Source organism: Streptomyces sp. NPDC058683 (assembly GCF_042716195.1).
Classification (GTDB): Bacteria; Actinomycetota; Actinomycetes; order Streptomycetales; family Streptomycetaceae; genus Streptomyces.
Genome location: NZ_JBHXSK010000003.1, coordinates 225,504 through 248,149 on the forward strand (window position 1 = coordinate 225,504; position 22,646 = coordinate 248,149).

The window sequence follows — 22,646 nt, forward strand, 5'->3', positions numbered from 1 at the left end:
ATGCGTGTACGTGGGGGGAGACCGGGTCCGGGTGCGGCGGGGGCCCGGACCGGGCCGTGGAGCGGGATTCCGGACGTCGTACGGGGTGGTGCGTGGTGCGCGGAGCTTCGCGAACAGGTGCACGACTGTAGTCCGGCCCCTTGAAGTCTCAACGGTGACCGATCGGCCAACCGCGGCACGGAACAAGCCACATGGGCCGTACGGGGTCGCAGCGGCCACGGCTACGGCGCGGCGGGGCCGGACAGCCCGCGGGCCGGCCAGTCACCTCCCTGGATACGACGGCCGTCCGCACGCAGCCCGGCGGTCACGGCGGCCCCCGCGAGGTACACCCAGGCCCGGACGGCGGCCCCGTCCCGCCGTCGTACGACGTCCCGCTCCACGCGCACGTACAGACTGCGCGGGTCCCCCGGCACGCACTCCTCCAACTCGTCGAGTTCCAGGAGGAGTCGGTCGTACGACTCGGGACGGGCGGTGACCAGTTCGCCGCACACGTCTGCGCCGGGTTCCTCGACGGCGTAGGGGTAGCCGGGCCCTTCGTACAGCACCGCGCCCGGGAGCCGGCCGGGTTCCTCGGACACGGTCCGCCCCCGCAGGAACAGGTCGTGGTTGATTTCGCCGGGGCGGAGCGTGCCGTAGACGAAGAAGGGGAGGTGGCGGGGGTTCCTGGCGGTCACAGAAAGGATTCTCCACCCCCTCCACCTCCACACACATCTCCATGGAGGCGCTATGGACATGGATTGTCATGGCCTCTTAAATCGCTGAAGTCATCAGCGCCACCCCCACGCCCCTGAGGCGCATCTCCAAGGAGATCGATGAGCCGGACACGGAACACCCGAGTTTCCCGTCTCGCCACGGCCGGCGTCGCCGCCACCACCGCGACCCTGCTGGCCGCCGCGCTCTCCCCCGCCGCCCACGCCGACGCGAGACCGACCCGGGCCACCGCGATCGAGAACGCGGCGCAGGCGCTCGTCCAGTACGCCAATACCCTCGGGCTCACCGCCACCGAGGGCACCAAGGTCCGGGACGTGGTCGTCGACAAGAACGGCACCCAGCACGTCCGTTACGACCGCACCTATCGCCAACTCCCGGTCCTGGGCGGCGACTTCGTCGTCCACCTCAAGGCGGACGGCGCCTACCGCGGCGCCGACCGGGCGACCCGGAGCAAGATATCCCTCACCTCGATCGTCCCGCACATATCCGCCCCGAAGGCCGCCGACCTCGCGGTGAACGCGCTGCGGGCGGCGAACCTCGGCGACGCGCTGAAGCAGGTGAAGGCCAGGCCGGAGCTGGTCGTCGACGCCCTGCACGGCACCCCGAAGCTGGCCTGGCGCACCAACGCGGTCGGCAAGGACTCGCTCGGCAACCCGGTCGCCCGCACGGTGCTGACGGACGCCCGCAGCGGCGCCCAGATCGACGCCTGGGACAGCATCGAGACGGCGACGGGCGACGGCCAGTCGCTGTACAGCGGAACGGTTCCGCTGGAGACGACGCTCTCCGGATCGACGTACAACCTCACCGACCCGACGCGCGGCAACACGTACACGGGCGACGCGGCCAACAAGACGGACCTGTGCATCTTCGGCATCTGCATCGTCCGGGCGCCGTCGACCGTGTTCACGGACGCCGACAACCACTGGGGCACCGGGGCGACCTCGGACCGTTCCTCGGCGGCCGTCGACGCCCAGTACGGCACCAACGAGACCTGGGACTACTACAAGAACGTCCACGGCCGCTCCGGCATCGCCGGCGACGGCAAGGGCTCGTACAACCGCGTCCACTACGGCAACAGCTACAACAACGCCTTCTGGGACGACAGCTGCTTCTGCATGACGTACGGCGACGGTGACGGGACCACCTTCGGCCCGCTGGTGGCGCTGGACGTGGCGGGCCACGAGATGACCCACGGCGTCACCTCCAAGACCGCGGCGCTGACCTACTCGGGCGAGTCCGGCGGCCTGAACGAGGCGACCTCCGACATCCTCGGCACGCTGGTGGAGTGGTACGCGAACAACTCCGCCGACGCGGGCGACTACCTGATCGGCGAGGAGATCGTCCGCTCCGGCTTCGGCAAGGCGGCGCTGCGGTTCATGGACCAGCCGTCGAAGGACGGGAACTCGGCCGACTACTGGAGTTCGTCGGTCGGCAATCTCGACGTCCACTACTCCTCCGGCGTCGCGAACCACTTCGCCTATTTGCTGGCGGAAGGCAGCGGCGCGAAGACCATCAACGGCGTCAGCTACAACTCGCCGACGTACAACGGCTCGACGGTGACGGGGATCGGGCGGGACAAGCTGGGAGCCATCTGGTACCGCGCCCTGACGGTCTACATGACGTCCTCGACGAACTACGCGGGCGCGCGGACGGCGACACTGAACGCGGCGAAGGACCTGTACGGGACGGGGAGCACCGAGTACAACGCGGTGGCCGCGGCCTGGAGCGCGGTGAACGTGAACTGACCTCCGGTCCGGGGACGGCCGCTCCGGTGAACGAACCGGTGCGGCCGTCACATACACCCCACATAAAAGGGAATACCGCAATTCAAGGAACATGCGGAATTAACGAACACACGGAATTCGGGAATTCCGGAACCCTCCCTGGGGGGAGTCCATGGGGAGGTTGTGCAGTTTCGGTGACGACTCGCCGGATTGCCGAACTCCGTTGTCCGGACCGGCACTTGCGGCAATTCTTGTTGTGCACTAACTAGATTGAACATGAACTTGTTCAGCCGCCCCCTCACGTCCCGCCGCGCAGCAGCCCCCACGGCTCCGCCGCGCCCCACGGTCGCCCCGGCTGCCCCCTCCCCCACCTCCGCCCCCGTCCTCCTGGACCCCGCCCTCGCCGCCCTCACCGGTGAATGGATCGTCGACCCGGCCCACAGCAGAATCGGTTTCTCGGTCCGGCACGCGATGGTGACGACGGTCCGCGGAGCCTTCGCCGAGTACAAGAGCCGCCTCTACTTCGACGGCCGCAACCCGTCCCGCTCCCAGGCGGAGCTGATCATCTCCACGCCGAGCGTCGACACGGGCGTGGAACAACGCGACGCCCATCTCATCGGCCGCGACTTCCTGGACGCGGCGACCTACCCGCGCATGCGCTTCGCCAGCACGGCGGTCCGCCTCAAATCCCCCGACGTCTACGTCATGACCGGCGACCTCACCATCAAGAACACGACGCGCCCGGTGGACCTGGAGCTGACCTACATAGGCAACGTCACGGACCCCTTCGGCTACCAGCGCGTCGGCTTCGACGGCACGACCACCATCAACCGCATGGACTGGGGCCTGTCCTACAACTCCCGCCTGGCGGAGGGCGGCGCGATGGTGAGCGAGACGGTGCGCCTGCAGTTCGACATCGCGGCGATCCGGATGACACCGGAAGGGGGCTGACGTCGAACCCCTGCTCCACGGGCCGTGTGGCAGGGTGCCCGCCCAGGGCCGGTCGCCGGACCGGGTCCATCGTCCCGGTGCGCGGTGTGTGCGGGTTCCTATGGACGGGAGCGCAGGAGGTCTGCCGCGTGTTCGGCGATCGCGTAGACGGTGGCGTTGGTGTTGGCGGAGACGCTGGACGGCATGACGGAGGCGTCGGCCACGCGCAGGCCGCTGACGCCGCGTGCGCGCAGCTGCGGGTCGACGACGGCCGTCTCGTCGATGCCGATCCGGCAGGTTCCGGCGTAGTGGCTGTAGGTACGCAGGTTCTGGTGCAGGTAGGCCGCCAGTTGCTGGTTGTCGTGGGCGGCGAAGCCCGGTAGTGATTCCTCGCCGCGCCAGTCGGCCAGCGCCGGGGCGTTTCCGATCTCCCGGGCCCTGCGCAGACCGCTGACCATGGCGTCGAGATCACGGCTGTCCGTGTAGTAACGGGGATCGAGCAGCGGGGCCGCACCTGGTGTGCTGTCGGCCAGGCGCACCGTGCCGCGGCTGAACGGCATCATGAGGGCGACCATGATCGTGTAGCCCTGTCCGATCCCGGGACCGGGCAGGCTGTCCTCGCGCAAGGGGACGTCCACGAACTGGATGTGCAGGTCAGGGCCGGCGACCTGCGGTCCGCTGCGGATCAGCCCCTGGACCTCGCCGTGGTTGTTCGCGCCGGGCGGGACCGGACGTGCCGCCCGGTAGACGATGCCGGACATCGGGTGGTCCCAGAGGTTGGCACCGACACCGGGGAGGTCCACCACCGTGTCGATGCCGAGTTGCCCGAGGTGGTCCCGGGGGCCGATGCCGGACAGCATCAGCACCTGCGGTGTGCCCACGGCTCCCGCGCTCAGCACGACCTCCCCGGCGCATCGCGCGGTGACCGTCTCACCGCCCACGCCGTACTCCACGCCGGTGCAGTGGTCGCCGTCCAGAAGTACCCGGTGTACGAGGGCGTCGGTCACGACGTGGAGGTTCGGGCGGTCCAGCACCGGCCGCAGGTAGGCCGCGGCGGCGTCCTGCCGTCTGCCGTCGGCGATGTTCAGATCGCCCCACCCGAACCCCTCCTCCAGGCCGCTGGTGAGATCCCGTACCTCGGTATGTCCGGCCTGCACCGCCGCGGTGAGGCCCGCCTCGGCCAGTGGATGCCGTGCGGTCGCGGGTCCCACCCGCAGGGGACCGTCCATGCCTCGTACGGCGGGGTCGCGCCCCGCGACGCCCGTGGCGTTCTCGCTGTGCTTGAAGTACGGCAGAAGGTCGTCGTAGCTCCAGCCGTCCGCGCCGGCCGCGGCCCACGCGTCGTAACCGGACCGGTGACCGCGCAGAAAGTTCATGGCGTTGATCGACGACGAGCCGCCCAGCCCCCGGCCGCGGGGCCACGGCACCGCGAGACCGGCCGTGGTCTGCGGCACCGTGGTGTCCGCCCAGTCCGCCGACGTCCCCAGCAGCGTGGGCCAGGCCGGCGGTATCGCCATGGCTTCCAACGGCTCCCGGCCTCCGGCCTCCAGCAGAAGCACCCGTGCACCGCTGTCCTGCGACAGGCGGGCGGCGATGACGCAACCCGCCGTTCCGGCCCCTACGACGACGTAGTCGAACTCGGACACGGATCCCATCGGCCGGCCTCCCTCTCGCTTCCCGCGGTGCCCTTGCCGACGGTGCGTCAGTCGTCGGCCGTCACCCGGTCACAGCAGGTGTTCGATCCTTATGGGCAGTTCGCGGACGCGGCGGCCGGTCGCGTGGAAGACGGCGTTGGCGATGGCGGCGGCGACGCCGACCGTGCCGATCTCCCCGATCCCTTTGACTCCCAGGGGGTTGACCACCGTGTCCTGGACGTCGACGAACTCGATCTCGATGTCGGGGGCGTCCGCGTTCACGGGCACGAGGTACTCGCCGAGGCCGGTGTTGGCCCAGCGGCCGTCGCGGGCGTCGACGACGGTCGCCTCCAGCAGAGCGTGGCTGAGGCCCCAGAGCATTCCGCCCATGGCCTGGCTGCGGGCGGTCTTGGTGTTGAGCACCCGGCCGGGGGCGAAGACTCCGGTCATGCGCCGCACGCGGACCATGCCGAGATCGGCGTCGACGGCGACCTCGGCGAACTGGGCGCCGAAGGTGGCGAGCCCGAAGGGCACATCGTTCGGCGGCGGGTTCCAGCTGCCGAGCGCGTCACAGTCCGTCATGAGGTGGCGCTGCATGAACTCGCCGTAGGTTTCCCCGACGCCGGGGCGGTCGCGCAGCCGCATCCGCCCGCCGTGCACGACGACGGTGGCCGGGTCCGCGTCGTGCAGAGGGGAACCGGGGTCCGCAACGGCCCGGCCGACGATCTCGTCGCGCAGCGCGGTGACGGCGGTGTGGACGGCGGCACTGACCATGCCGGCGCCCGCCGAGGCCACCGTGGCCGCGATGTTGGGCAGGTCGGTGTCGCCGTACTCGAAGCGGACGCGGTCGAGCGGCACGCCCAGGCCGTCCGCGGCGACCTGGGTCACCACGGTGGCGACTCCGGTCCCGAACTCCTGGGTCGCGGCCTGCACCACGGCCGTGCCGTCCGCATAGAGGCGGGCGCGGGCGCGCTGCGGCTGCATGGGGAAGGTCACCGGGTACGCGGCGGTGGCCATGCCCGTGCCGATCAGCCAGTTCCCCTCCCGCCGTGAGCGCGGCCGCGGATCCCGGTCCTGCCATCCGAAGCGCTGCGCTCCGCGCCGGTAGCACTCGACGGCACCGTCGCTGGACCAGGGACTGCCGCTGTTCGGATCGGTCTCGGCATGGTTGCGCAGCCGCAGTTCGAGCGGGTCCAGGTCCAGTGCGTGGGCGAGTTCGTCCATCATGCATTCCATGGCGAACATGCCCGAGATCTCACCGGGGCCGCGGGTGAAGGTGGGCGTCATGGTGCTGCCGCGGACGAGCCGGTAGACGCCCTCGTAGTGGGGGCAGTCGTACACCTGCCCGGCCATACCGAGCGACGGCTCCGCCCAGTCGTCGAAGGGCGAGGTGACCGACAGCTTGTGGTGGCGCAGTGCGGTCAGGCGGCCTGCGTCGGTGGCGCCGATCTCGATGTACTGTTCCTGCTCCTCGCGGTGGCCGCAGGAGGTGAACATCTGCTCCCGGGTCAGCACCAGCTTGACCGGACGCCCCACCCGGCGGGCGGCCATCGCCGCCAGCGTGACATGCGGCCAGGTAGCCGCCTTGCAACCGAATCCGCCACCGACGAAACGGGTGCGGACCCGCACCTGCGACCGGGGGATGCCCAGCTGCCGGGCGACCGTGGTCTGGGTGGCCACGACGCCCTGGGTGGAGTCGTACAGAGTGAGCCGGTCGCCGTCCCACACCGCGGTGGTGGCCGACGGCTCGATCGGGTTGTGGTGGTTGGCGGCGAGGCGGAACGTCGCGGAGAGCCGGATGGAGGCGGCGGCGAGACCGGCGTCGACGTCCCCGCGCACACTGCGCCCGGGGAGGAGGCCGGCGAAGATCGCCTTCGGTTCGTAGGCCTGGCCGCGGCCTTCCTCCAGGGTGGTCGTCGACGGCCGCCGCTCGATGTCGACGTGGACGAGACGGGCCGCGTACTGGGCACGCTCCAGGGAGTCCGCGACCACCAGGGCCACCGGCTGGCCGGAGTAGTGGACGATGTCGTCCTGCATGGGGAAGAAGCTCTGGCCCGCGGCGTCGTGGCCGAACAGCGCGAGCCCCAGGCGTGGCTCCGTCGCCAGTTTCGGCAGGTTGCGGTGGGTCAGCACCGTGAGGACGCCTTCGGCGTTCTCCGCCGCCGAGGTGTCCAGGCCGGTGATACGCCCGCCGGCCGTGCGGGCGCCGACGAGGGCGGCGTACGCGGTGCCCGGCAAGGTGATCTCCGCGGAGTAGCGGGCGCGGCCGGTGACCTTGGCGGGCCCGTCGACCCGGTCGACTGGCTGTCCGATGGCGGGGGCAGGGGCGGAGGCGGAGGCGGAGGCGGAGGCGGAGGCGGGGGCTGTGGTCATGCCGCTTCTCCCCTCGCGGTGACCGTCTCCAGCGCGCGGACCATGGTGCGCCGGGCGAGATCGGCCTTGAAGGCGTTGAGGGGACGGGTCCGGGCACCGGCCAGTTCCTCGGCGGCGGCCTGCGCGAACACCTCGTGCCGCGCCGCCCGCCCCGTCAGGAATCCCTCCGCACGGCGCGCCCGCCACGGCTTGGCCGCCACGCCGCCCAGCGCGAGGCGGACCTCGCTGATCACGCCCTCACGAACGTGTACGGCGGCGGCCACCGAGGCGAGTGCGAACTCGTAGGACTCGCGGTCCCGGACCTTCACGTAGAGCGAGTGTCGTGCCACCGGCGTGGCGGGGACCTCGATCGCCGTGATCAGCTCGCCGTGCTCGATCGGATGCTCACGGTGCGGTGTGTCCCCCGGCAGCAGGAAGAAGTCGTCGACGGGGACGGCACGGGTACTGCCGTCGGCCCGCAGGGTGTGCACCACGGCGTCCAGAGCCACCAGCGCGACCGCCGCGTCCGAGGGATGCGTGGCGATGCAGTGCTCGCTGACGCCCAGGATCGCGTGGCCCCGGTTGACGCCCTCCAGCGCGGCACAACCACTGCCCGGAACGCGCTTGTTGCACGCCGACCCGGGGTCACGGAAGTACGAACAGCGCACCTTCTGCATCAGGTTGCCGCCCATCGTCGCCATGTTCCGCAACTGGGCCGACGCCCCGAGAAGCAGCGCCTGGGAAAGCATCGGCAGGCGGTCCACGACTGCCGGGGCCTGTGCGACGTCGCTCATCCGGGCCAGCGCCCCGATGCGCAGACCGCCCCCGGGCAGCTCGTCGATACCGGTCAGCGGAAGGCGGTTGATGTCCACCAGCCGGTTCGGCCACGCGACGTCCAGGCGCAGCAGGTCGACCTCCGTGGTACCGCCTGCCAGGAAGGAGCTGCCGGGGTCCGACGCGACGGCCGTGATCGCGCCGCGTACGTCGGTCGGACGGGCGTAGGCGATGGACCTCATGTCACTCGCCCCGGGCCTGGTCACGCACGTCCCGGACGGCCGCGCGAATGTTGGGATAGGCCGCGCAGCGGCAGAGGTTGCCGCTCATCCACTCGGCGATCTCGGCATCCGACCCGGCGTGTCCCTCCTCCAGCAGCGCGACGGCGGACATGATCTGGCCGGGTGTGCAGTACCCGCACTGGAAGGCGTCGTGCGCGCAGAACGCACGCTGCATCGGATGCAGTTCCTCACCCTCGGCCAGCCCCTCGATCGTGGTCACTTCGAGGCCCTCGCAGGTGATCGCCAGCGTCAGGCACGCCAGCACTCTGCGCCCGTCGACCCACACCGTGCAGGCACCACAAGTGCCCTGGTCGCAGCCCTTCTTCGAGCCCGTGAGACCGAGATGCTCGCGCAACGCGTCCAGCAGGCTCACGCGTGGCTCCAGTGCCACCACCCGGCTCGTCCCGTTCACCGAGAGGTTCACCCTCGCCGCATCCGGGCCACGTGTCCCCACGGTGGGAGCCTCCGCGACGGATGACGGCCCATGGCGATCGGACACCGTCTTCTCCTCGCACCAGAAGTCCTTGGTTCGAGCCTTGTCCGTCCACCGGGCCCCCGCAACCGGAAGTGGCGGCCGCGAGATCGGGACCAAGGCGGGGCCGGAGTGAGGTCTGCGGCGGCCTTGACGGGCGGTCTCGTGCGCTGCGGGCCGGGTTCCGGTTCGCGCTGGAGGCGGTTCCGGACGGCCTGACACTGCCGCCTCCGCGGCCCGCAGCGGTCCGGAGCGGTCCGCCGGTGGGCCCCGCCAGTAGGCCCGCCGGTAGGTCTCCACGACGGGCGTCACCCGTTCACTCCCGGCAGCACCCGCCGTTCGTGTGTTCTTCATACCGGCCCCCGTGCAACCCCCTTGACCTGCCGGAACTCCTCCATGACGCCCGTCGTGGACCACCGCCGTGACACCCGTTCATCCCACAGCCGACGGAATCTCAGGGAGCGGGCCCGGCCCGTTGGCTTTTACCTCGGAAGAGCAAGGGAGTGGGACGAGCTCGACGAGGGAGCACCATGCGACGCACTGTCCGTCCGCTGGCCGGGGCCGCGCTCGCCGTGGCCGCGGCCGGCCTCGGCGCCGCGCCGGCGTACGGCGGCAGTACCGGCGGCCTGGACGTCTACCCGTCGACCGCGGCGGCGGGCGCCCAGGTCTCGGTGAACACGGCCGCCTGCGGGGAGAAGTCGTCAGCTGTCGGCGACGCCAGTTCGGTCGGCGCCGGAACGTTCACTCTCGCGCCCAGCACCCATGAGGGCGAGGCGATCGGCCAGTTCCAGGTGCCGCCCAGCGCGCAGCCGGGAACGTACGAGATCGTCGCGAAGTGCGCCGACGGGAACCGGCAGGTGGCCGGTGACCTGGTGGTGGCACTGATGCCGGCAGCCGGCGGGCAGGTGCAGCCCCACGGCAGTGTGAAGACGGGGGTCGGTGGTGCTCTGGGCACCGACCCCGTACAGACCGCGGCAGGTGTGACGGCTCTGGCCGTCGCCGCCGCGGGCGGTACCTGGCTCCTGCATCGCCGGGCGAGAGGCGACGGGATCTGACGGACACCCTCCGCTGTCCGTCCGCCGGTACCGCACATCCCACCCCCTCCGGGTCCGACGCCCCTCGCGGCCCGGAGGGGGTAGGGGGTCAGGTTTGTTAGAGGCTGTCACTTTCGCGAGACCTCTCACTTTTGTTAGAGGTGGCGCCTCCGCTACAACGGAGCGCTCCCGCTAACCCCTCACCCCCGCGTTAGAAGCTCTAGCCTCCGAAAAAGGGGTTCGCATGCGCAAGATCGGGGACACCGCGATAGCCGCCGTAACCGTCATAGCGCTCGGCTCAGGCGTCTGGCTGCTCGGCCCCGGCTCCGGCCCGCACACCGCGCCACCCCAGCCGTCCGCCGCCGAGGGCCGCCCCGATCCCGGCGAGGAACGCCTCGAAGCCCCGGCACTGCCCCCGTCCCCGCCCACCCGCATCCGCATCCCCGCGATCCGTGTGAACGCCCCTCTCATCGGCCTCGCCCTCACCCCCGCCGGCAGCCTCGACGTCCCGCCCGCCGGCAACAAGAACCTCGCCGGCTGGTACGAGTCGGGCACCGCACCCGGCGAGACCGGGACCGCGATCGTCGCCGGTCACGTCGACAACACCGAGGGCCCCGCCGTCTTCTACGACCTCGGCGCCCTCAAGCGCGGCGCGACCATCGAGGTGGACCGGCAGGACAAGGCCGTCGCCGTCTTCACGGTCGACGCGGTGGAGGTGTACCAGGCCCGGGACTTCCCCGACGAGAAGGTCTACGGAGCCGCGCGACGCCCCGAGCTCAGAGTGATCACCTGCGGCGGCGGCTACTCCCGGGCCACCGGCTACCAGGGAAACGTCGTCGTCTTCGCCCACCTGACGGCAAGCCGCTGACGAACGGCCGCCCAAGGCCGTACACCCGGCCGACCACCCCACCCCAGGCCGCACACCCGGCCGTCCGCCCCAAGCCGTACACCCGGCCGGCCATCCAAGGCCGTACACCCGTCCGCACCCCCGGCCGTCCGCCACCGACGCGCACCCCGTCGGCCACCGACGCGCACCCCACAGGCCGCCGGGGCGAGCCACCCGCTCCCCCGCGTTTCCCCACCTCACAGCGTCCGCAGGCCCGGCCCCAGACCCCTCACACCCCACCCCCGCCCCCGAAGAGGGCAGCGTTCCGTGCGGGAAACAGGGGGGATGCGGCCGGGTAACGTCCGCCGCGCACGCTCCTGGGCATGACGTCGCATACGCGTGTGGTGGTGATCGGCGCCGGCCTCGGGGCGCACCCCGAGGACCGGGAACGGGACGGGTGCGAACCGCGCTCCCGCGAACCGCGCTCCCGCGAACGGCACTCCCGCGACCCGCACCACCGCCGCGCGACCGGCGAGGCCGAGGTACGCCCCGGCGACGTCGTCGTACCGCTCGCCGTCGCCGCCCCGGGCGCGTTCACCCACGATGGAGGCTCCTGATGACCGCCACCCCGGGGGCCACCCCCACGATCGTGCTCGTCGGCCACGGGATGGTCGGGCAGCGTTTCCTCGAAGCGCTGGCCGAGCGCGGTCTGACCGCCACGCACCGCGTGGTCGTGCTGTGCGAGGAGCCGCGTCCCGCCTACGACCGGGTCGCCCTCACCTCGTACTTCACGGGCACGTCCGCCGACGAACTCTCCATGACCGACATGGAGTTCATCGACGACCACGGCATCGAGCTGTGTCTCGGCGACCCCGCGGAGACGGTCGACCGCGCGGCGCGGACGGTGACGGCCAGGTCCGGCCGGGTCTTCGGCTACGACACGCTCGTGCTGGCCACCGGCTCGTACCCGTTCGTGCCGCCGGTCCCCAACAAGGACGCCGAGGGCTGCTTCGTCTACCGCACGATCGAGGACCTGCTGGCGATCGAGGCGTACGCGAAGTCGAGGGCGACCGTGGGGGCCGTGGTCGGCGGCGGTCTGCTCGGACTCGAGGCGGCGGGCGCGCTGAAGGGGCTCGGACTCACCGCGCACATCGTGGAGTTCGCGCCCCGGCTGATGCCGGTGCAGGTGGACGCGGGCGGCGGCGCGGCCCTGCTGCGCACCATCGAGGAGACGGGCCTGAGCGTGCACACGGGCGTGGGCACCCAGGAGATCGTGACGGACGACGCGGGCGCCGTCGTCGGCATGAGGCTGTCCGACGGCTCCGAACTCGCCACCGACATGGTGGTGTTCAGCGCCGGGGTGCGGCCGAGGGACCAACTCGCCCGGGACTGCGGCCTGTCGGTCGGCGAGCGCGGTGGCATCGCCGTCGACGAGCAGTGCCGTACGGTGGACGACCCTCACGTGTTCGCGATCGGCGAGTGCGCGCTGGCGGCGGACGGCCGGGTGTACGGCCTGGTGGCGCCCGGGTACGAGCAGGCGGCGACGGCCGCGGCCACCATCGCGCGGGACGAGTCCGCCTTCACCGGCGCCGACCTGTCCACCAAGCTCAAGCTGCTCGGCGTGGACGTGGCCTCCTTCGGCGACGCGCACGGCACGACCGAGGGCTGCCTGGACGTCGTCTACTCCGACGCCCGCTCGGGCCTGTACAAGAAGCTGGTCATCGGCCGGGACGGCACGCTGCTCGGCGGCATCCTGGTCGGCGACGCCGACGCGTACGGCACCCTGCGCGCCCTCACCGGTTCGGTGCCGCCCCTCTCCCCGGAGTCCCTGGTGCTGCCGGCCGGTGCGAGCGGCGGCGCCCAGCTCGGCCCGTCCGCGCTCCCCGACGAAGCGGTCGTCTGTTCCTGCCACAACGTCAGCAAGGGCACGATCCGCGGCGCGGTGACCGAGCACTCCTGCACCACCGTGCCGGAGGTGAAGAAGTGCACCAAGGCGGGTACCGGCTGCGGCAGTTGCGTCAAGGTCCTCGGCCAGCTGGTCACGGCCGAGCTGGAGGCGTCCGGCGTCGAGGTCGACAAGGGGCTGTGCGGCTGCTTCGCGCAGACCCGCGAGGAGCTGTACGAGATCGTCCTCGCCCTGCGCATCAGCACCTACCGGGAGCTGCTCGACCGTTACGGCCGGGAGGGTGCCCGGGGCGGCGACGGCTGCGAGGTCTGCAAGCCGGCGGTGGCGTCGGTCATCGCCTCGCTCGCTCCGACGATCGGCGTGAGCGGGTATGTCCTGGACGGCGAGCAGGCGGCGCTCCAGGACAGCAACGACCACTTCCTCGCCAACCTCCAGAAGAACGGCTCGTATTCGGTCGTCCCGCGCATCCCCGGCGGCGAGATCACCCCCGAGGGCCTGATCGTGATCGGTGAGATCGCCCGGGACTTCGGCCTCTACACGAAGATCACCGGCGGTCAGCGGATCGACATGTTCGGCGCGCGGGTGGAGCAGCTCCCGCTGATCTGGACGCGGTTGGTGGACGCCGGCTTCGAGTCCGGCCACGCGTACGGCAAGTCGCTGCGGACGGTGAAGTCGTGCGTCGGACAGACCTGGTGCCGTTACGGCGTCCAGGACTCGGTCCGGATGGCGATCGACCTGGAGCTGCGCTACCGGGGCCTGCGGTCGCCGCACAAGCTCAAGTCGGCGGTCTCCGGGTGCGCCCGCGAGTGCGCGGAGGCCCAGTCGAAGGACTTCGGTGTCATCGCCACGGCCAACGGCTGGAACCTCTACGTGGGCGGCAACGGCGGCGCCACTCCGCGCCACGCGGACCTGCTCGCCCAGGACCTGACCGACGCCGGACTGGTCCGCCTGATCGACCGATTCCTGATGTTCTACATCCGGACGGCGGACCGCCTGGAGCGCACGTCGACCTGGCTGGAGCGGATCCCGGGCGGCCTGGACCATGTCCGTGACGTGGTGGTCGAGGACTCCCTCGGCATCTGCGAGGAGCTGGAGTCCCTGATGGCGGCGCACGTCGCCCACTACGCCGACGAGTGGGCGTCGACCGTCGCCGACCCCGACAAGCTTGCCCGGTTCGTGTCCTTCGTCAACGCCCCCGACACCCCCGACCCGGTCGTCGGCTTCGTGCCCGAGCGCGGCCAGACGAAGCCCGACCTGACCCTGCTGTCGATCGGCATGCGTCCCGCCGAAGACGTCCTGGAAGGAAGCGCCCAGCGATGACCCTGGCACCCGAGACCACCGAGCTGATGGTCCAACTCCGTCTGGACGACGGCTGGTTCACGGTCTGCGACCTGAGCCGGCTGACCCCGGGGCGGGGGGTGGCCGCGCTGCTGCCGGACGGCCGCCAGGTCGCCGTCTTCCGGGACCGCGCGGACCGCCTGTACGCGATCGACAACCGCGACCCCTTCGGCGGCGCGGCGGTCCTCTCCCGCGGCCTGACCGGCACCCACCGGGGCCGCCCGTTCGTCGCCTCGCCCCTGCTCAAGCAGCGCTTCGACCTGGTGACCGGCCAGTGCCTGGACGACGAGGGGGTGCGGGTGGCCGCCTACGCGGTACGGGCCGTCGTACCGGAATCGCCGATACTTGACTGATCGTTCCGGATAAACCTAGGCTCCGGTCCATGGCCAGGACCAAGGAGTTCGACCCGGACGTCGCGCTGCAGTCCGCCCTGGAGCTGTTCTGGCGGCGCGGTTACGAGGCCACGTCCATGGCCGACCTGGTCGCGCACCTGGGCATCGGGCGGGCCAGCCTCTACGCGACCTTCGGCAGCAAGCACGACCTCTACCTGAAGGCGCTGGAGCGCTACCAGCAGGACCGCCTCCCGCCCCTCCTGCGCGACCTGTCCCGGCCGGGCCCGGCCCTGCCGGCCGTACGCGCGCTGATACGGCAGTACGCCGCCGAGTCCGCCGCCGACGACCTGCGCCTGCGCGGCTGCCTGGTCACCAACACGGCGGCCGAACTCGCTGCGCACGACCCCGCCGCCGCGCGCAGCGTCGAGCACGACTGGGACCGGGTCGAAACCGGCCTGCACATGGCCCTGGTCCGGGCTCAGGCCCAGGGCGAACTGCCCGCCGACCGCGATCCGCCGGCCCTCGCCCGCACCCTGCTGGTGCTGCTCCAGGGCATGCGGGTGGTGGGCAAGGCGTCGACGGACCCGGCCCGGGTCCGGGACGCGGCGGAGCAAGTGCTGCGACTGCTGGACTGACCGACGGCCGGCGGGCGCCCTGCCACGCCGGGGCGGCTCTTCGCGTCCTGATATTGAACCGATCGTTCAAGAAATCGTCCAAGAAAAGCGTTCAAGAAAAGCGTTCAAGAAAAGGGAGACATCTGATGGCTGCTACCGGGGCTGCTGCCCGGGATCGTTTCGCGGGTCGTACGGCTCTGGTCACCGGCGCCGGCAGCGGCATCGGCCGGGCCGTCGCCCTGGCGTTCGCCGCCGAGGGCGCGCGCGTCGTCGTGGCGGGCCGCCGTGAGCAGCCCCTCAAGGAGACGGTCGCGCTGATCGAGGAGCGGGGCGGCGAGGCGCTCGCGGTGCCGGCCGACGTCTCCCGAGCCGGGGGCGCCGAGGCGCTGGTGGCGGCTGCCGTCGAGCACTTCGGCTCGCTGGACGTGGCGGTGAACAACGCGGGGATCTTCCGGGGCGGGGCCCCGCTGGCCGGCCTTCCGGAGGCCGACTGGCACGAGCAGCTGTCGGTCAACGTCACCGGCGTGCACCTGGCGCTGCAGGCGGAGATCCGCCGGATGCGCACCCAGCCGGCCGGCGGCGCGATCGTGAACGTATCCTCCACGTTCGGTGCCCACGTCACCACCGCCGGGGCCGCCGCGTACTCGGCGACGAAGGCCGCGGTGACGGCGCTGAGCCGGGGTGCGGCGCTGGACCACATCCGGGACGGGGTCCGGATCAACGTCGTGAGCCCGGGGGCGACGGCCACGCCGATGTCGCTGCGCGCGGGCGAGACGGAGCGGGACCGTGCGGAACGGGCGAGGGCCACGCTCCCCCTGGCCCGAATCTCCTCGACGCAGGAGATCGCGGCGGCCGTGCTGTACCTGGCCTCGGACGACGCGGCGTCGGTGGTGGGCACCGACCTGGTGGTGGACAGCGGCGGCTCGCTGTAGCGCTCAGGGCTCGCCGGCTCCCTAGAGCTCCTTCAGGGCGGCGGCGTAGGAGACCCCGGTGAGTTGCTCCGAGGTGTCCCAGAGGCGTTGCGCCATGGTGTCGTTACGGGTCCAGGGTGCGCGCCGGGAGGGGGCCGGGGCGCCGCGCCACATCGCGATCGAGGGCCCGGTGAAGGAGTCGGGCCGTACGCCGGGGGCGGTGGCCGCGTACAGCGTGGGCAGCGCCCCGGCCTCGGCGGACTGCGCGAAGACGACGTTGGCGGCCGCCATCACCCGCTCGGCACCGCGCCGTCCTTCGGCACGGGGGCCGGCGGTCTGCAGGTTGGTGGACGCGTACCCGGGATGGGCGGCGGCCGCGACCAGGTCGCCGCCGTGGGCGTCGACGCGCCGGGCCAGCTCGTGGACGAAGAGCAGGTTGGCGGTCTTGGACCGGCCGTAGGCGACCCAACGCCGGTAGCGGCGGGCGCTGTCGAGGTCGTCGAGGTCGATGTTGGCGAGGACGTGCATCATGCTGGAGACGGTGACGACCCGGGCGGCGGGGGTGCCCAGCAGGACGGGCATGAGCAGCCCGGTGAGGGCGAAGTGCCCGAGGTGATTGACCCCGAACTGCGTCTCGAAGCCGTCCGCGGTGGTCCCGTACGGCGGTGCCATCACCCCGGCGTTGTTGACGAGGAGATCGAGGCGCCGGTACGGGAACGAACCGGCGAAGTCCCGTACCGAGGCCAGGTCCCCGAGGTCGAGCCGCCCGAACTCGATGTGCGCGTCGGGCACTTCGGCGGCCATCCGGTCCCCGGCCTCCTGTCCCCGCGCCTCGCTCCGGCAGGCGAGCACGACCCGGGCCCCCTTGCGGGCCAGCTCGCGCGCGGTGACGTACCCGAGTCCGCTGTTGGCCCCGGTGACGACGGCGACGCGGCCGGTGAGATCCGGGATGTCGCCGCTTCTCCAGCCGCTGCTGCGCATGAGGGCGCCCTCCACAGGTGGGGATCTGTGTCGCGGCCAGCCTACGAGGACGGGGCACGGCAGGACACCGGACGCGGCCGTGCGCCGTACGAAGCGCTCGGTGGCGCGTAGGGTGCCGGGATGATCGGCATTCCGGAGGCGCTGGCGCGCGGCACGGTCGACCGTGAGGGTGAGCGCGGGGCGGCCTGGATCGCCGGGCTCCCGGCGATCGTCGAGGACCTGCTGGAGCGTTGGGAGTGCGTACCGGACGGTGAGGTGACGCACGGGGGCGTCGGAGTGATCGTGCCGGTACGGCAGCGGCCCACCGGCGGGCGGCTCGTCCTGAAGGTGTCCTTCCCGCATCCCGGCAACGTCCACGAGCCGGACGCGTTCGAGGCGTGGGAGGGCCGGGGAGCGGTCCTCCTGCACCGGCGGGACGACGCCCGTTTCGCCCTCCTGCTGGAACGGGCCCGCATGTCGACGCTGGCGGCGCTCCGGTCCGACGACGAGACGGTGGTGGCCGTCGCGGGCCGCCTGAACCGCCGGCTGGCCGTCCCGGCGCCGGCGGGGCTGCCCCGGCTGAGGGACCGCGCCGGCACCTGGGAGACGGAGCTGCGCAGGGACGCGACGGAACTGACGCACGCGCTGCCGCCCCGCGTGGTGGACGCGGCCGTCGCCACCGCGCGCGAACTGGGCCACGACCAGCCGGACACCCTCGTCCACGGCGACCTGCACGCGAGGAACATCCTGCGGGCGGACCGGGAGCCGTGGCTGGCGGTCGACCCGAAGGGCTACGCGGGAGACCCGGCGTACGACGGCGGCACGCTGCTCAAGTCCCGTGCGCTGTCCCTCATGCGGGCCGACGATCTGCCGAGGACGGTCCACCGCCTCCTCGACGTCTTCGCCGAGGCGGCGGAAGTCGACCGCGAACGCGTAGGCCGCTGGGCGCAGTTGCACGCCGTGCAGGCGTCGTTCGGGGGCCGCCGGCACGGCTTCCGCATCGCACGCGGCGGCCCCCAGCTGGACCGCATCACCCATTTCGCCGACGTGTTGGCGGAGCTGCTGACCGTCCCATCAGGCTGATCCCCCGAGCGCCATCAGCACATCGCGCGCATCGCCCCCCCCGGCAGCGTCGCCGTCAGCTCCTCCACCGCCTCGCACAGCCCCCCAGCTCCTCCAGCCACCACGGCCGCTACGGCCGCAACACCACGGCCACCGCCATACGGAGTTTCTCCGCGAACTCTCCCCGCTCCGCGACCCGGTGCTTCCATCCCTCGCCGGCCGCCTGGAGGACCTCCGCGATCTGGCGGGGTGTGACGCCCCCTGTCTCCTGGCCGGAGTCGGCGATCGCCGCGGCGAGGGTGCCGAGGAAGGCGTCCCGGTGGTCGTCGTACATGCCGTGCAGCTGGGCGGTGCTGTGCTCCAGCAGATCGTCGACACCCTCGTTGAGGTGCGTGCCGACGTACCGGCCCAGGTTCGCGTCGAGCGCGGCCACCAGACGCGCGTCGAGATCCGCGCCGGGCGTGGCCAGCGCCGTACGGACGTCGTCCAGAGCCCGGTCCAGCTCCTGCCGCATGGTCTCGCGGAACAGCTCCTCCTTGCCGGAGAAGAGGAAGTACAGGCCGGGGCGGGAGATGTCCGCGGCCCGCGCCACCGCGTCCATCGACGTCTTGCGGTAGCCGAACGTGGCGAAAACGCTCAGCGCCGCCGCGAGCACCTGCTCGCGGCGCTGGATGTCCCCTCGGGTCACGGTCATATGCACACCATACCGACTGGGCGTGCTATACATGTTTTGTAGATTCTGTTTAGTAGAGCGAGAACGAGAGAGCACATCATGAGCAAGACCGTTCTGATCACCGGCGCTTCGACCGGCATGGGCGAGGCCCTCACCTTCGAGTACGCGGCGCGCGGCTGGAACGTCGCCGCGACCATGCGCGACCCCGCCAGGGCCAACCCGGCCTTCGCCGGACTCGACAACGTCCTGGTCACGCGCCTCGACGTCACCGTCGCCGCGAGCATCGAGCAGGCCGTGCGGGAGACCGTCGAGCGCTTCGGCGCCCTCGACGCGGTCGTCAACGCCGCCGGCTACGGACAGCTCGGTGCCGTCGAGGAGGTCAGCCCCGCGCAGGTGCGGGACCAGTTCGAGACCAACGTGGTGGGCATCGTCCAGGTGGTCCAGGCCGTCCTCCCGCACCTGCGGGAACGCGGATCCGGCCACATCCTCAACGTCGGCTCCATGGGCGGCCACGTCAGCCTGCCCACCATGGCCGTGTACTGCGCCTCCAAGAGCGCCGTGCAGAACCTGACCGAGGGAATGGCCAAGGAGCTCGGCCCGCTGGGCATCCGCGTCACCCTGGTCGAGCCGGCCGGCTTCGACACCAACTTCGGGACCAGCTCCAGGCTCCCGGCCAGGTCCGTCCCGGACTACGCGGACTCCTACGCCATGATGGCCGAGTTCGACAAGCAGGCGGTACGGGGCAACCTCGCCAGGTCCATGGCGGCCGTGGCCGACATCACCGGCATCGAGGAGCCCCCGGTGCACCTGGCGGTGGCCACCGCCGGCCTGGAGATGGTGCGCGGCCACTTCGCCGAACTGCTGGACGAGTACGCCCGCTGGGAGTCGGTCACGGCCGCCACCGACTGACGACCGCTCCCCGGGCCGACGGGTCAGATGACGCGCCGCAGGGTCTCGGGCGTCAGATCGGCGAGCGTCGGATACCCGTCGACGGCCATGATCAGGTCGGCCTCGGCCAGCAGGGCCCGCAGCACATGGACGAGGCCGGCTTCACCGCCGTACGCAAGACCGTACGCATAGGGACGGCCGACGCCCACGGCGGTCGCGCCGAGCGCCACGGCCTTGATGACGTCGGCACCCGTCCGCACCCCGGAGTCGAACAGGACGGGCAGGCCGTCGGCGGCCTCGACCACGCCGGGCAGCGCGTCGAGGGCGGGCAGACCGCCGTTGGCCTGGCGGCCGCCGTGGTTGGAGCAGTAGACGCCGTCCACGCCGGCGTCCTTGGCCCGGCGGACGTCCTCGGGGTGGCAGATGCCCTTGAGGATCAGCGGCAGGTCGGTGATCGACCGCAGCCAGGGCAGGTCGTCCCAGGTGAGCGGGTTGCCGAAGATGCCCGCCCACAGGGCGACCGTGCCCTGCGGGTCCTCCTGCGGACTCCGGCCGCCGAGCAGGGCGCGGAAGACGGGGTCGCTGGTGTAGTTGGCCAGGCAGTTCCCGCGCAGCTGCGGGAAGTTGCTGGTGCTCAGGTCCCGCGGCCGCCAGCCGGTGATCCAGGTGTCCAGGGTGACCACGATCCCCTTGAACCCGGCCTGCTCGGCCCGGTGCACCAGGCTCTCGGCCAGCCCCCGGTCGGTGGGGGTGTAGAGCTGGAAGAAGCCCGGGGTGTCGCCGAACTCGGCGGCGACCTGCTCCAGCGGATCGACGGTCAGCGTGGAGGCGACCATCGGTACGCCGGTACGGGCGGCGGCGCGGGCGACGGCGAGATCACCGTGGCCGTCCTGCGCGCACAGCCCAATCACCCCGACCGGCGCCATGAACAGCGGCGAGGGCAGCCGCATCCCCAACAGGTCGACGGACAGGTCCCGCTCGCTCGCCCCCACCAGCATGCGCGGCACCAGCCCCCACCCCTCGAACGCGCCGACGTTGGCCCGCTGGGTCCGCTCGTCGCCCGCGCCGCCCGCGACATACGACCGCACCGAGGGAGCCATCGCGGCCTGGGCCAACGGCTCCAGCTCGTCGTACGTCATCGGGAACCGCGGCGTCACCCCGCGCAGCCCGTCGAGGTAGATCTCGTTCTGGTAGTCGGCGAAAGCCATGATCCAGACCTCCTTCACGCCCCCGCCCGCCGGATGCGGGTCCTCGGGTCCACAATGGGAGAGTGACGCGGCACAGCCCCGAAACGCAGGATTCTCGCACCGCGGGCGCGCTGACGCAGGATGCTGTCCCCTCCTTGCTGAGCGAGGACGAACTGGCGCTGATCAACGCCCTGCAGCTGCGCCCGCGCGCCTCCTGGACCGAACTCGGGCGCGCCCTGGACGTCGACCCGGTCACCGTGGCCCGCCGTTTCCACCGCCTCTCCGAGCAGGGCGCCGCCTGGGTCGGCTTCTCCCCCGGCCCACGCCTCCTCGAACAGATCTGTGTGGCGTACGTGGTGATCGACTGCGCCCCGGGAGCGACGGCCCGGGTCGCCGAGGCCCTCGGCGCCCACCCCCACATGGTCACCATCGAACGCACGGCCACCGGCCACGACCTCCTCACCACGGTCGCCACCCGCGACCTGCCGGCCCTGTCCCGCTACACCCTCGACCGGCTCCCCCACCTGCCCGGCATCACCGCCGTACGGTCCCGGATCGTCACCCACATGTTCACCGAGGGCGGCCACTGGCGCATCGCGGCCCTGGCCCCCGCCCAACGGGCCCGGCTGACACCCCCGCCGCCGCCCCGCAGCACCGCCGGCCTCGCTGCCGAGGCCCATCCGATCGACCGCGCCCTGGTCACCCACCTCGCCCACGACGGCCGCATCTCCTACCAGACCCTGGCGCGGCACCTCGGCGTCAGCCTCTCCACCGCCAAGCGCCGCGTCGAAGACCTCACCCGCCGGGGCCTCCTCCGCTTCCGCTGCGACTTCGCCCGCCCCCTCGGCGGCTGGCCGGTCTCCGTGACCTTCTGGGCGAAGGTCCCGCCCGCCGACCTCCCGCACATCGGCCAGTCCCTGATCCGTCTCCCCGAAACCCGCAACTGCGCGGCGATCAGCGGCCCCCAGAACCTGATCCTCCAGGCCACCCTCCACTCCCTCGCCGACATCCCCCGCCTGGAGTCCCAACTGGCCACCGCCCACCCGGCCCTGGACATCGCCGACCGGGTCGTCACCCTCCGCCAGGACAAACTCCTCGGCCGCCTCCTGGACCCCCACGGCCGCTCCACCGGCGTCGTACCGGCGGACCTGTGGGCGGAGCCGTCGCTCTGACGGCGGGGCCCGCACGGCCCGGGGCTGCTGTCGGCGGGCTGTCGTAGAGTGCGGCGTGGTGGGGACGCGGAAGCCGTTCGAGGGGGAGCCTGCCGTGGATGTGCCGAAGACAGTGCGGGGCGGCGGGGTGCCGGGCAGTCCCGAGGAGATGATCGCGGAGGCGCGGAAGGCGTTCTTCGTGATGTTCGCGCTGCTCGCCGTCGTCTGGCTGGTGCAACTCGCCAACTACGCCGACCACTACGCCCTCTCCCGGGACTACGCCGTGGTCTCCGGCGACGTCGGCACGCTGCCCGACATCCTGGTCGCACCCCTGCTGCACTGGAGCTGGGCGCACATCGAGAGCAACTCCGGCCCGCTGTTCGTCTTCGGGTTCCTCGCCGCCTACCGCGGGGTGCTGCGGTTCCTGGGGCTGACCCTGCTGATCGCGCTGAGCAGCGGTGCCGTGGTCTGGTTCTTCGAGAAGGGCGACGTGGCGACGGTCGGCGCCAGCGGCCTGATCTTCGGGTACTTCGGTTACGTCGTCGTACGCGGGCTCTTCGACCGGCACCTGATCGACACGCTGGTCGGGATCGTCATGGGCGCCTCCTTCGCCTACCTCCTCACCGTGGCCGTGCCCGGCACGCCGGGGGTGAGCTGGCTCGGCCACCTCGGCGGGCTGCTCGGGGGTCTGGCGGGCGCCTGGCTCTTCCGGGACCGGCGCCCGCGGGCCGGCACCGGCGAGGGGACCCCCCGAGCGGTGACCGGCGACGCCTCGCAGCCACGCTCCGACCTGTACAAGGAACTCGGCGACCTGGGCCTGCTCTGACGGCACGTCGTCTCGTACGGCGGCTCGTCTGTCAGCAGTCGAAAACGCCGCGGGTCCGCG

Annotated in this window: 21 protein-coding genes; 13 read left to right on the plus strand and 8 right to left on the minus strand. The window is 71.8% G+C overall.

Translation table 11 applies throughout. The features are described 5' to 3' along the window. Positions 1-221 precede the first annotated feature (221 nt). Entirely contained in the window at positions 222-674 is a 453-nt protein-coding gene (locus ACFWXC_RS04815; RefSeq protein WP_384473080.1) for a gamma-glutamylcyclotransferase family protein, read from the minus strand. 138 nt (positions 675-812) lie between these two features. Between ACFWXC_RS04815 and ACFWXC_RS04820 the strand changes: the two genes are divergently transcribed. Beyond that, positions 813-2,456: a M4 family metallopeptidase gene (locus tag ACFWXC_RS04820; protein WP_384473083.1), complete on the plus strand. Its 1,644-nt coding sequence runs from the start codon at positions 813-815 to the stop codon at positions 2,454-2,456. A 255-nt stretch (positions 2,457-2,711) separates the two neighbouring features. Continuing rightward, positions 2,712-3,386: a YceI family protein gene (locus tag ACFWXC_RS04825; protein WP_384473086.1), complete on the plus strand. Its 675-nt coding sequence runs from the start codon at positions 2,712-2,714 to the stop codon at positions 3,384-3,386. A 98-nt stretch (positions 3,387-3,484) separates the two neighbouring features. On the opposite strand, the gene ACFWXC_RS04830 is transcribed toward ACFWXC_RS04825, so the two are convergent. The 4 genes from ACFWXC_RS04830 to ACFWXC_RS04845 form a co-directional block, all read right to left on the minus strand. Beyond that, a complete protein-coding gene (locus ACFWXC_RS04830; RefSeq protein WP_384473089.1) occupies positions 3,485-5,020 on the minus strand; it encodes a GMC family oxidoreductase in 1,536 nt (511 codons plus the stop codon). A 69-nt stretch (positions 5,021-5,089) separates the two neighbouring features. Then, entirely contained in the window at positions 5,090-7,372 is a 2,283-nt protein-coding gene (locus ACFWXC_RS04835) for a xanthine dehydrogenase family protein molybdopterin-binding subunit (protein ID WP_384473092.1), read from the minus strand. Further along, a complete protein-coding gene (locus ACFWXC_RS04840) occupies positions 7,369-8,367 on the minus strand; it encodes an FAD binding domain-containing protein (protein ID WP_384473096.1) in 999 nt (332 codons plus the stop codon). Before ACFWXC_RS04840 ends, ACFWXC_RS04835 begins: the two co-directional genes overlap by 4 nt. Before the next feature lies 1 nt (position 8,368). Further along, on the minus strand, positions 8,369-8,860 hold the full coding sequence (locus ACFWXC_RS04845) for a (2Fe-2S)-binding protein (RefSeq protein WP_384473099.1): 492 nt from the start codon (positions 8,858-8,860) through the stop codon (positions 8,369-8,371). Positions 8,861-9,408: 548 nt separating this feature from the next. Here ACFWXC_RS04845 and ACFWXC_RS04850 point away from each other — a divergent pair. The 7 genes from ACFWXC_RS04850 to ACFWXC_RS04880 all read left to right on the plus strand — a co-directional run bounded on the left by ACFWXC_RS04850 (position 9,409) and on the right by ACFWXC_RS04880 (position 15,860). Beyond that, positions 9,409-9,933 (plus strand): hypothetical protein, encoded by a 525-nt coding sequence (locus tag ACFWXC_RS04850; RefSeq protein WP_384473102.1) that lies wholly within the window; start codon positions 9,409-9,411, stop codon positions 9,931-9,933. A gap of 223 nt (positions 9,934-10,156) precedes the next feature. Then, the gene (locus ACFWXC_RS04855) at positions 10,157-10,780 is read left to right on the plus strand and encodes a class F sortase (protein WP_384473105.1); all 624 of its coding nucleotides are present in this window, start codon (positions 10,157-10,159) and stop codon (positions 10,778-10,780) included. Positions 10,781-11,121: 341 nt separating this feature from the next. Next, a complete protein-coding gene (locus tag ACFWXC_RS04860) occupies positions 11,122-11,355 on the plus strand; it encodes a hypothetical protein (protein ID WP_384473108.1) in 234 nt (77 codons plus the stop codon). Then, complete coding sequence (nirB, locus tag ACFWXC_RS04865; protein WP_384473111.1) at positions 11,355-13,964, plus strand: nitrite reductase large subunit NirB; 2,610 nt, start codon at positions 11,355-11,357, stop codon at positions 13,962-13,964. The genes ACFWXC_RS04860 and nirB overlap by 1 nt, the downstream gene beginning before the upstream one ends. Next, positions 13,961-14,335, plus strand: a complete 375-nt coding sequence (gene nirD / locus ACFWXC_RS04870) for a nitrite reductase small subunit NirD (protein WP_384473115.1) — start codon at positions 13,961-13,963, stop codon at positions 14,333-14,335. Before nirB ends, nirD begins: the two co-directional genes overlap by 4 nt. Positions 14,336-14,364: 29 nt before the next feature. Then, positions 14,365-14,949 carry a TetR/AcrR family transcriptional regulator gene (locus tag ACFWXC_RS04875; protein ID WP_384473117.1) on the plus strand — a complete coding sequence of 195 codons (585 nt, stop codon included), beginning with the start codon at positions 14,365-14,367 and terminating at the stop codon, positions 14,947-14,949. A gap of 125 nt (positions 14,950-15,074) precedes the next feature. After that, on the plus strand, positions 15,075-15,860 hold the full coding sequence (locus ACFWXC_RS04880) for an SDR family NAD(P)-dependent oxidoreductase (protein WP_384473120.1): 786 nt from the start codon (positions 15,075-15,077) through the stop codon (positions 15,858-15,860). Between the two features lie 21 nt (positions 15,861-15,881). Here the strand turns inward: ACFWXC_RS04880 and ACFWXC_RS04885 are convergent, their stop codons facing one another. Further along, positions 15,882-16,820, minus strand: a complete 939-nt coding sequence (locus ACFWXC_RS04885; protein WP_384473123.1) for an oxidoreductase — start codon at positions 16,818-16,820, stop codon at positions 15,882-15,884. A gap of 120 nt (positions 16,821-16,940) precedes the next feature. On the opposite strand from ACFWXC_RS04885, the gene ACFWXC_RS04890 reads away from it, so the two are divergent. Further along, positions 16,941-17,882, plus strand: coding sequence for an aminoglycoside phosphotransferase family protein (locus ACFWXC_RS04890; RefSeq protein ID WP_384473126.1), 942 nt, complete (start codon positions 16,941-16,943; stop codon positions 17,880-17,882). A gap of 109 nt (positions 17,883-17,991) precedes the next feature. On the opposite strand, the gene ACFWXC_RS04895 is transcribed toward ACFWXC_RS04890, so the two are convergent. Then, positions 17,992-18,555, minus strand: a complete 564-nt coding sequence (locus ACFWXC_RS04895) for a TetR/AcrR family transcriptional regulator (protein ID WP_384473129.1) — start codon at positions 18,553-18,555, stop codon at positions 17,992-17,994. A 78-nt stretch (positions 18,556-18,633) separates the two neighbouring features. Between ACFWXC_RS04895 and ACFWXC_RS04900 the strand changes: the two genes are divergently transcribed. Then, positions 18,634-19,443: an SDR family NAD(P)-dependent oxidoreductase gene (locus tag ACFWXC_RS04900; RefSeq protein ID WP_384473132.1), complete on the plus strand. Its 810-nt coding sequence runs from the start codon at positions 18,634-18,636 to the stop codon at positions 19,441-19,443. 23 nt (positions 19,444-19,466) lie between these two features. Here ACFWXC_RS04900 and ACFWXC_RS04905 read toward each other — a convergent pair whose 3' ends face one another. Continuing rightward, positions 19,467-20,630, minus strand: a complete 1,164-nt coding sequence (locus ACFWXC_RS04905) for an alpha-hydroxy-acid oxidizing protein (RefSeq protein ID WP_384473135.1) — start codon at positions 20,628-20,630, stop codon at positions 19,467-19,469. Between the two features lie 134 nt (positions 20,631-20,764). On the opposite strand from ACFWXC_RS04905, the gene ACFWXC_RS04910 reads away from it, so the two are divergent. Then, positions 20,765-21,781: an Lrp/AsnC family transcriptional regulator gene (locus tag ACFWXC_RS04910; protein WP_384473138.1), complete on the plus strand. Its 1,017-nt coding sequence runs from the start codon at positions 20,765-20,767 to the stop codon at positions 21,779-21,781. Between the two features lie 94 nt (positions 21,782-21,875). Then, on the plus strand, positions 21,876-22,586 hold the full coding sequence (locus ACFWXC_RS04915) for a rhomboid family intramembrane serine protease (RefSeq protein WP_384473141.1): 711 nt from the start codon (positions 21,876-21,878) through the stop codon (positions 22,584-22,586). Positions 22,587-22,646 lie beyond the last annotated feature (60 nt).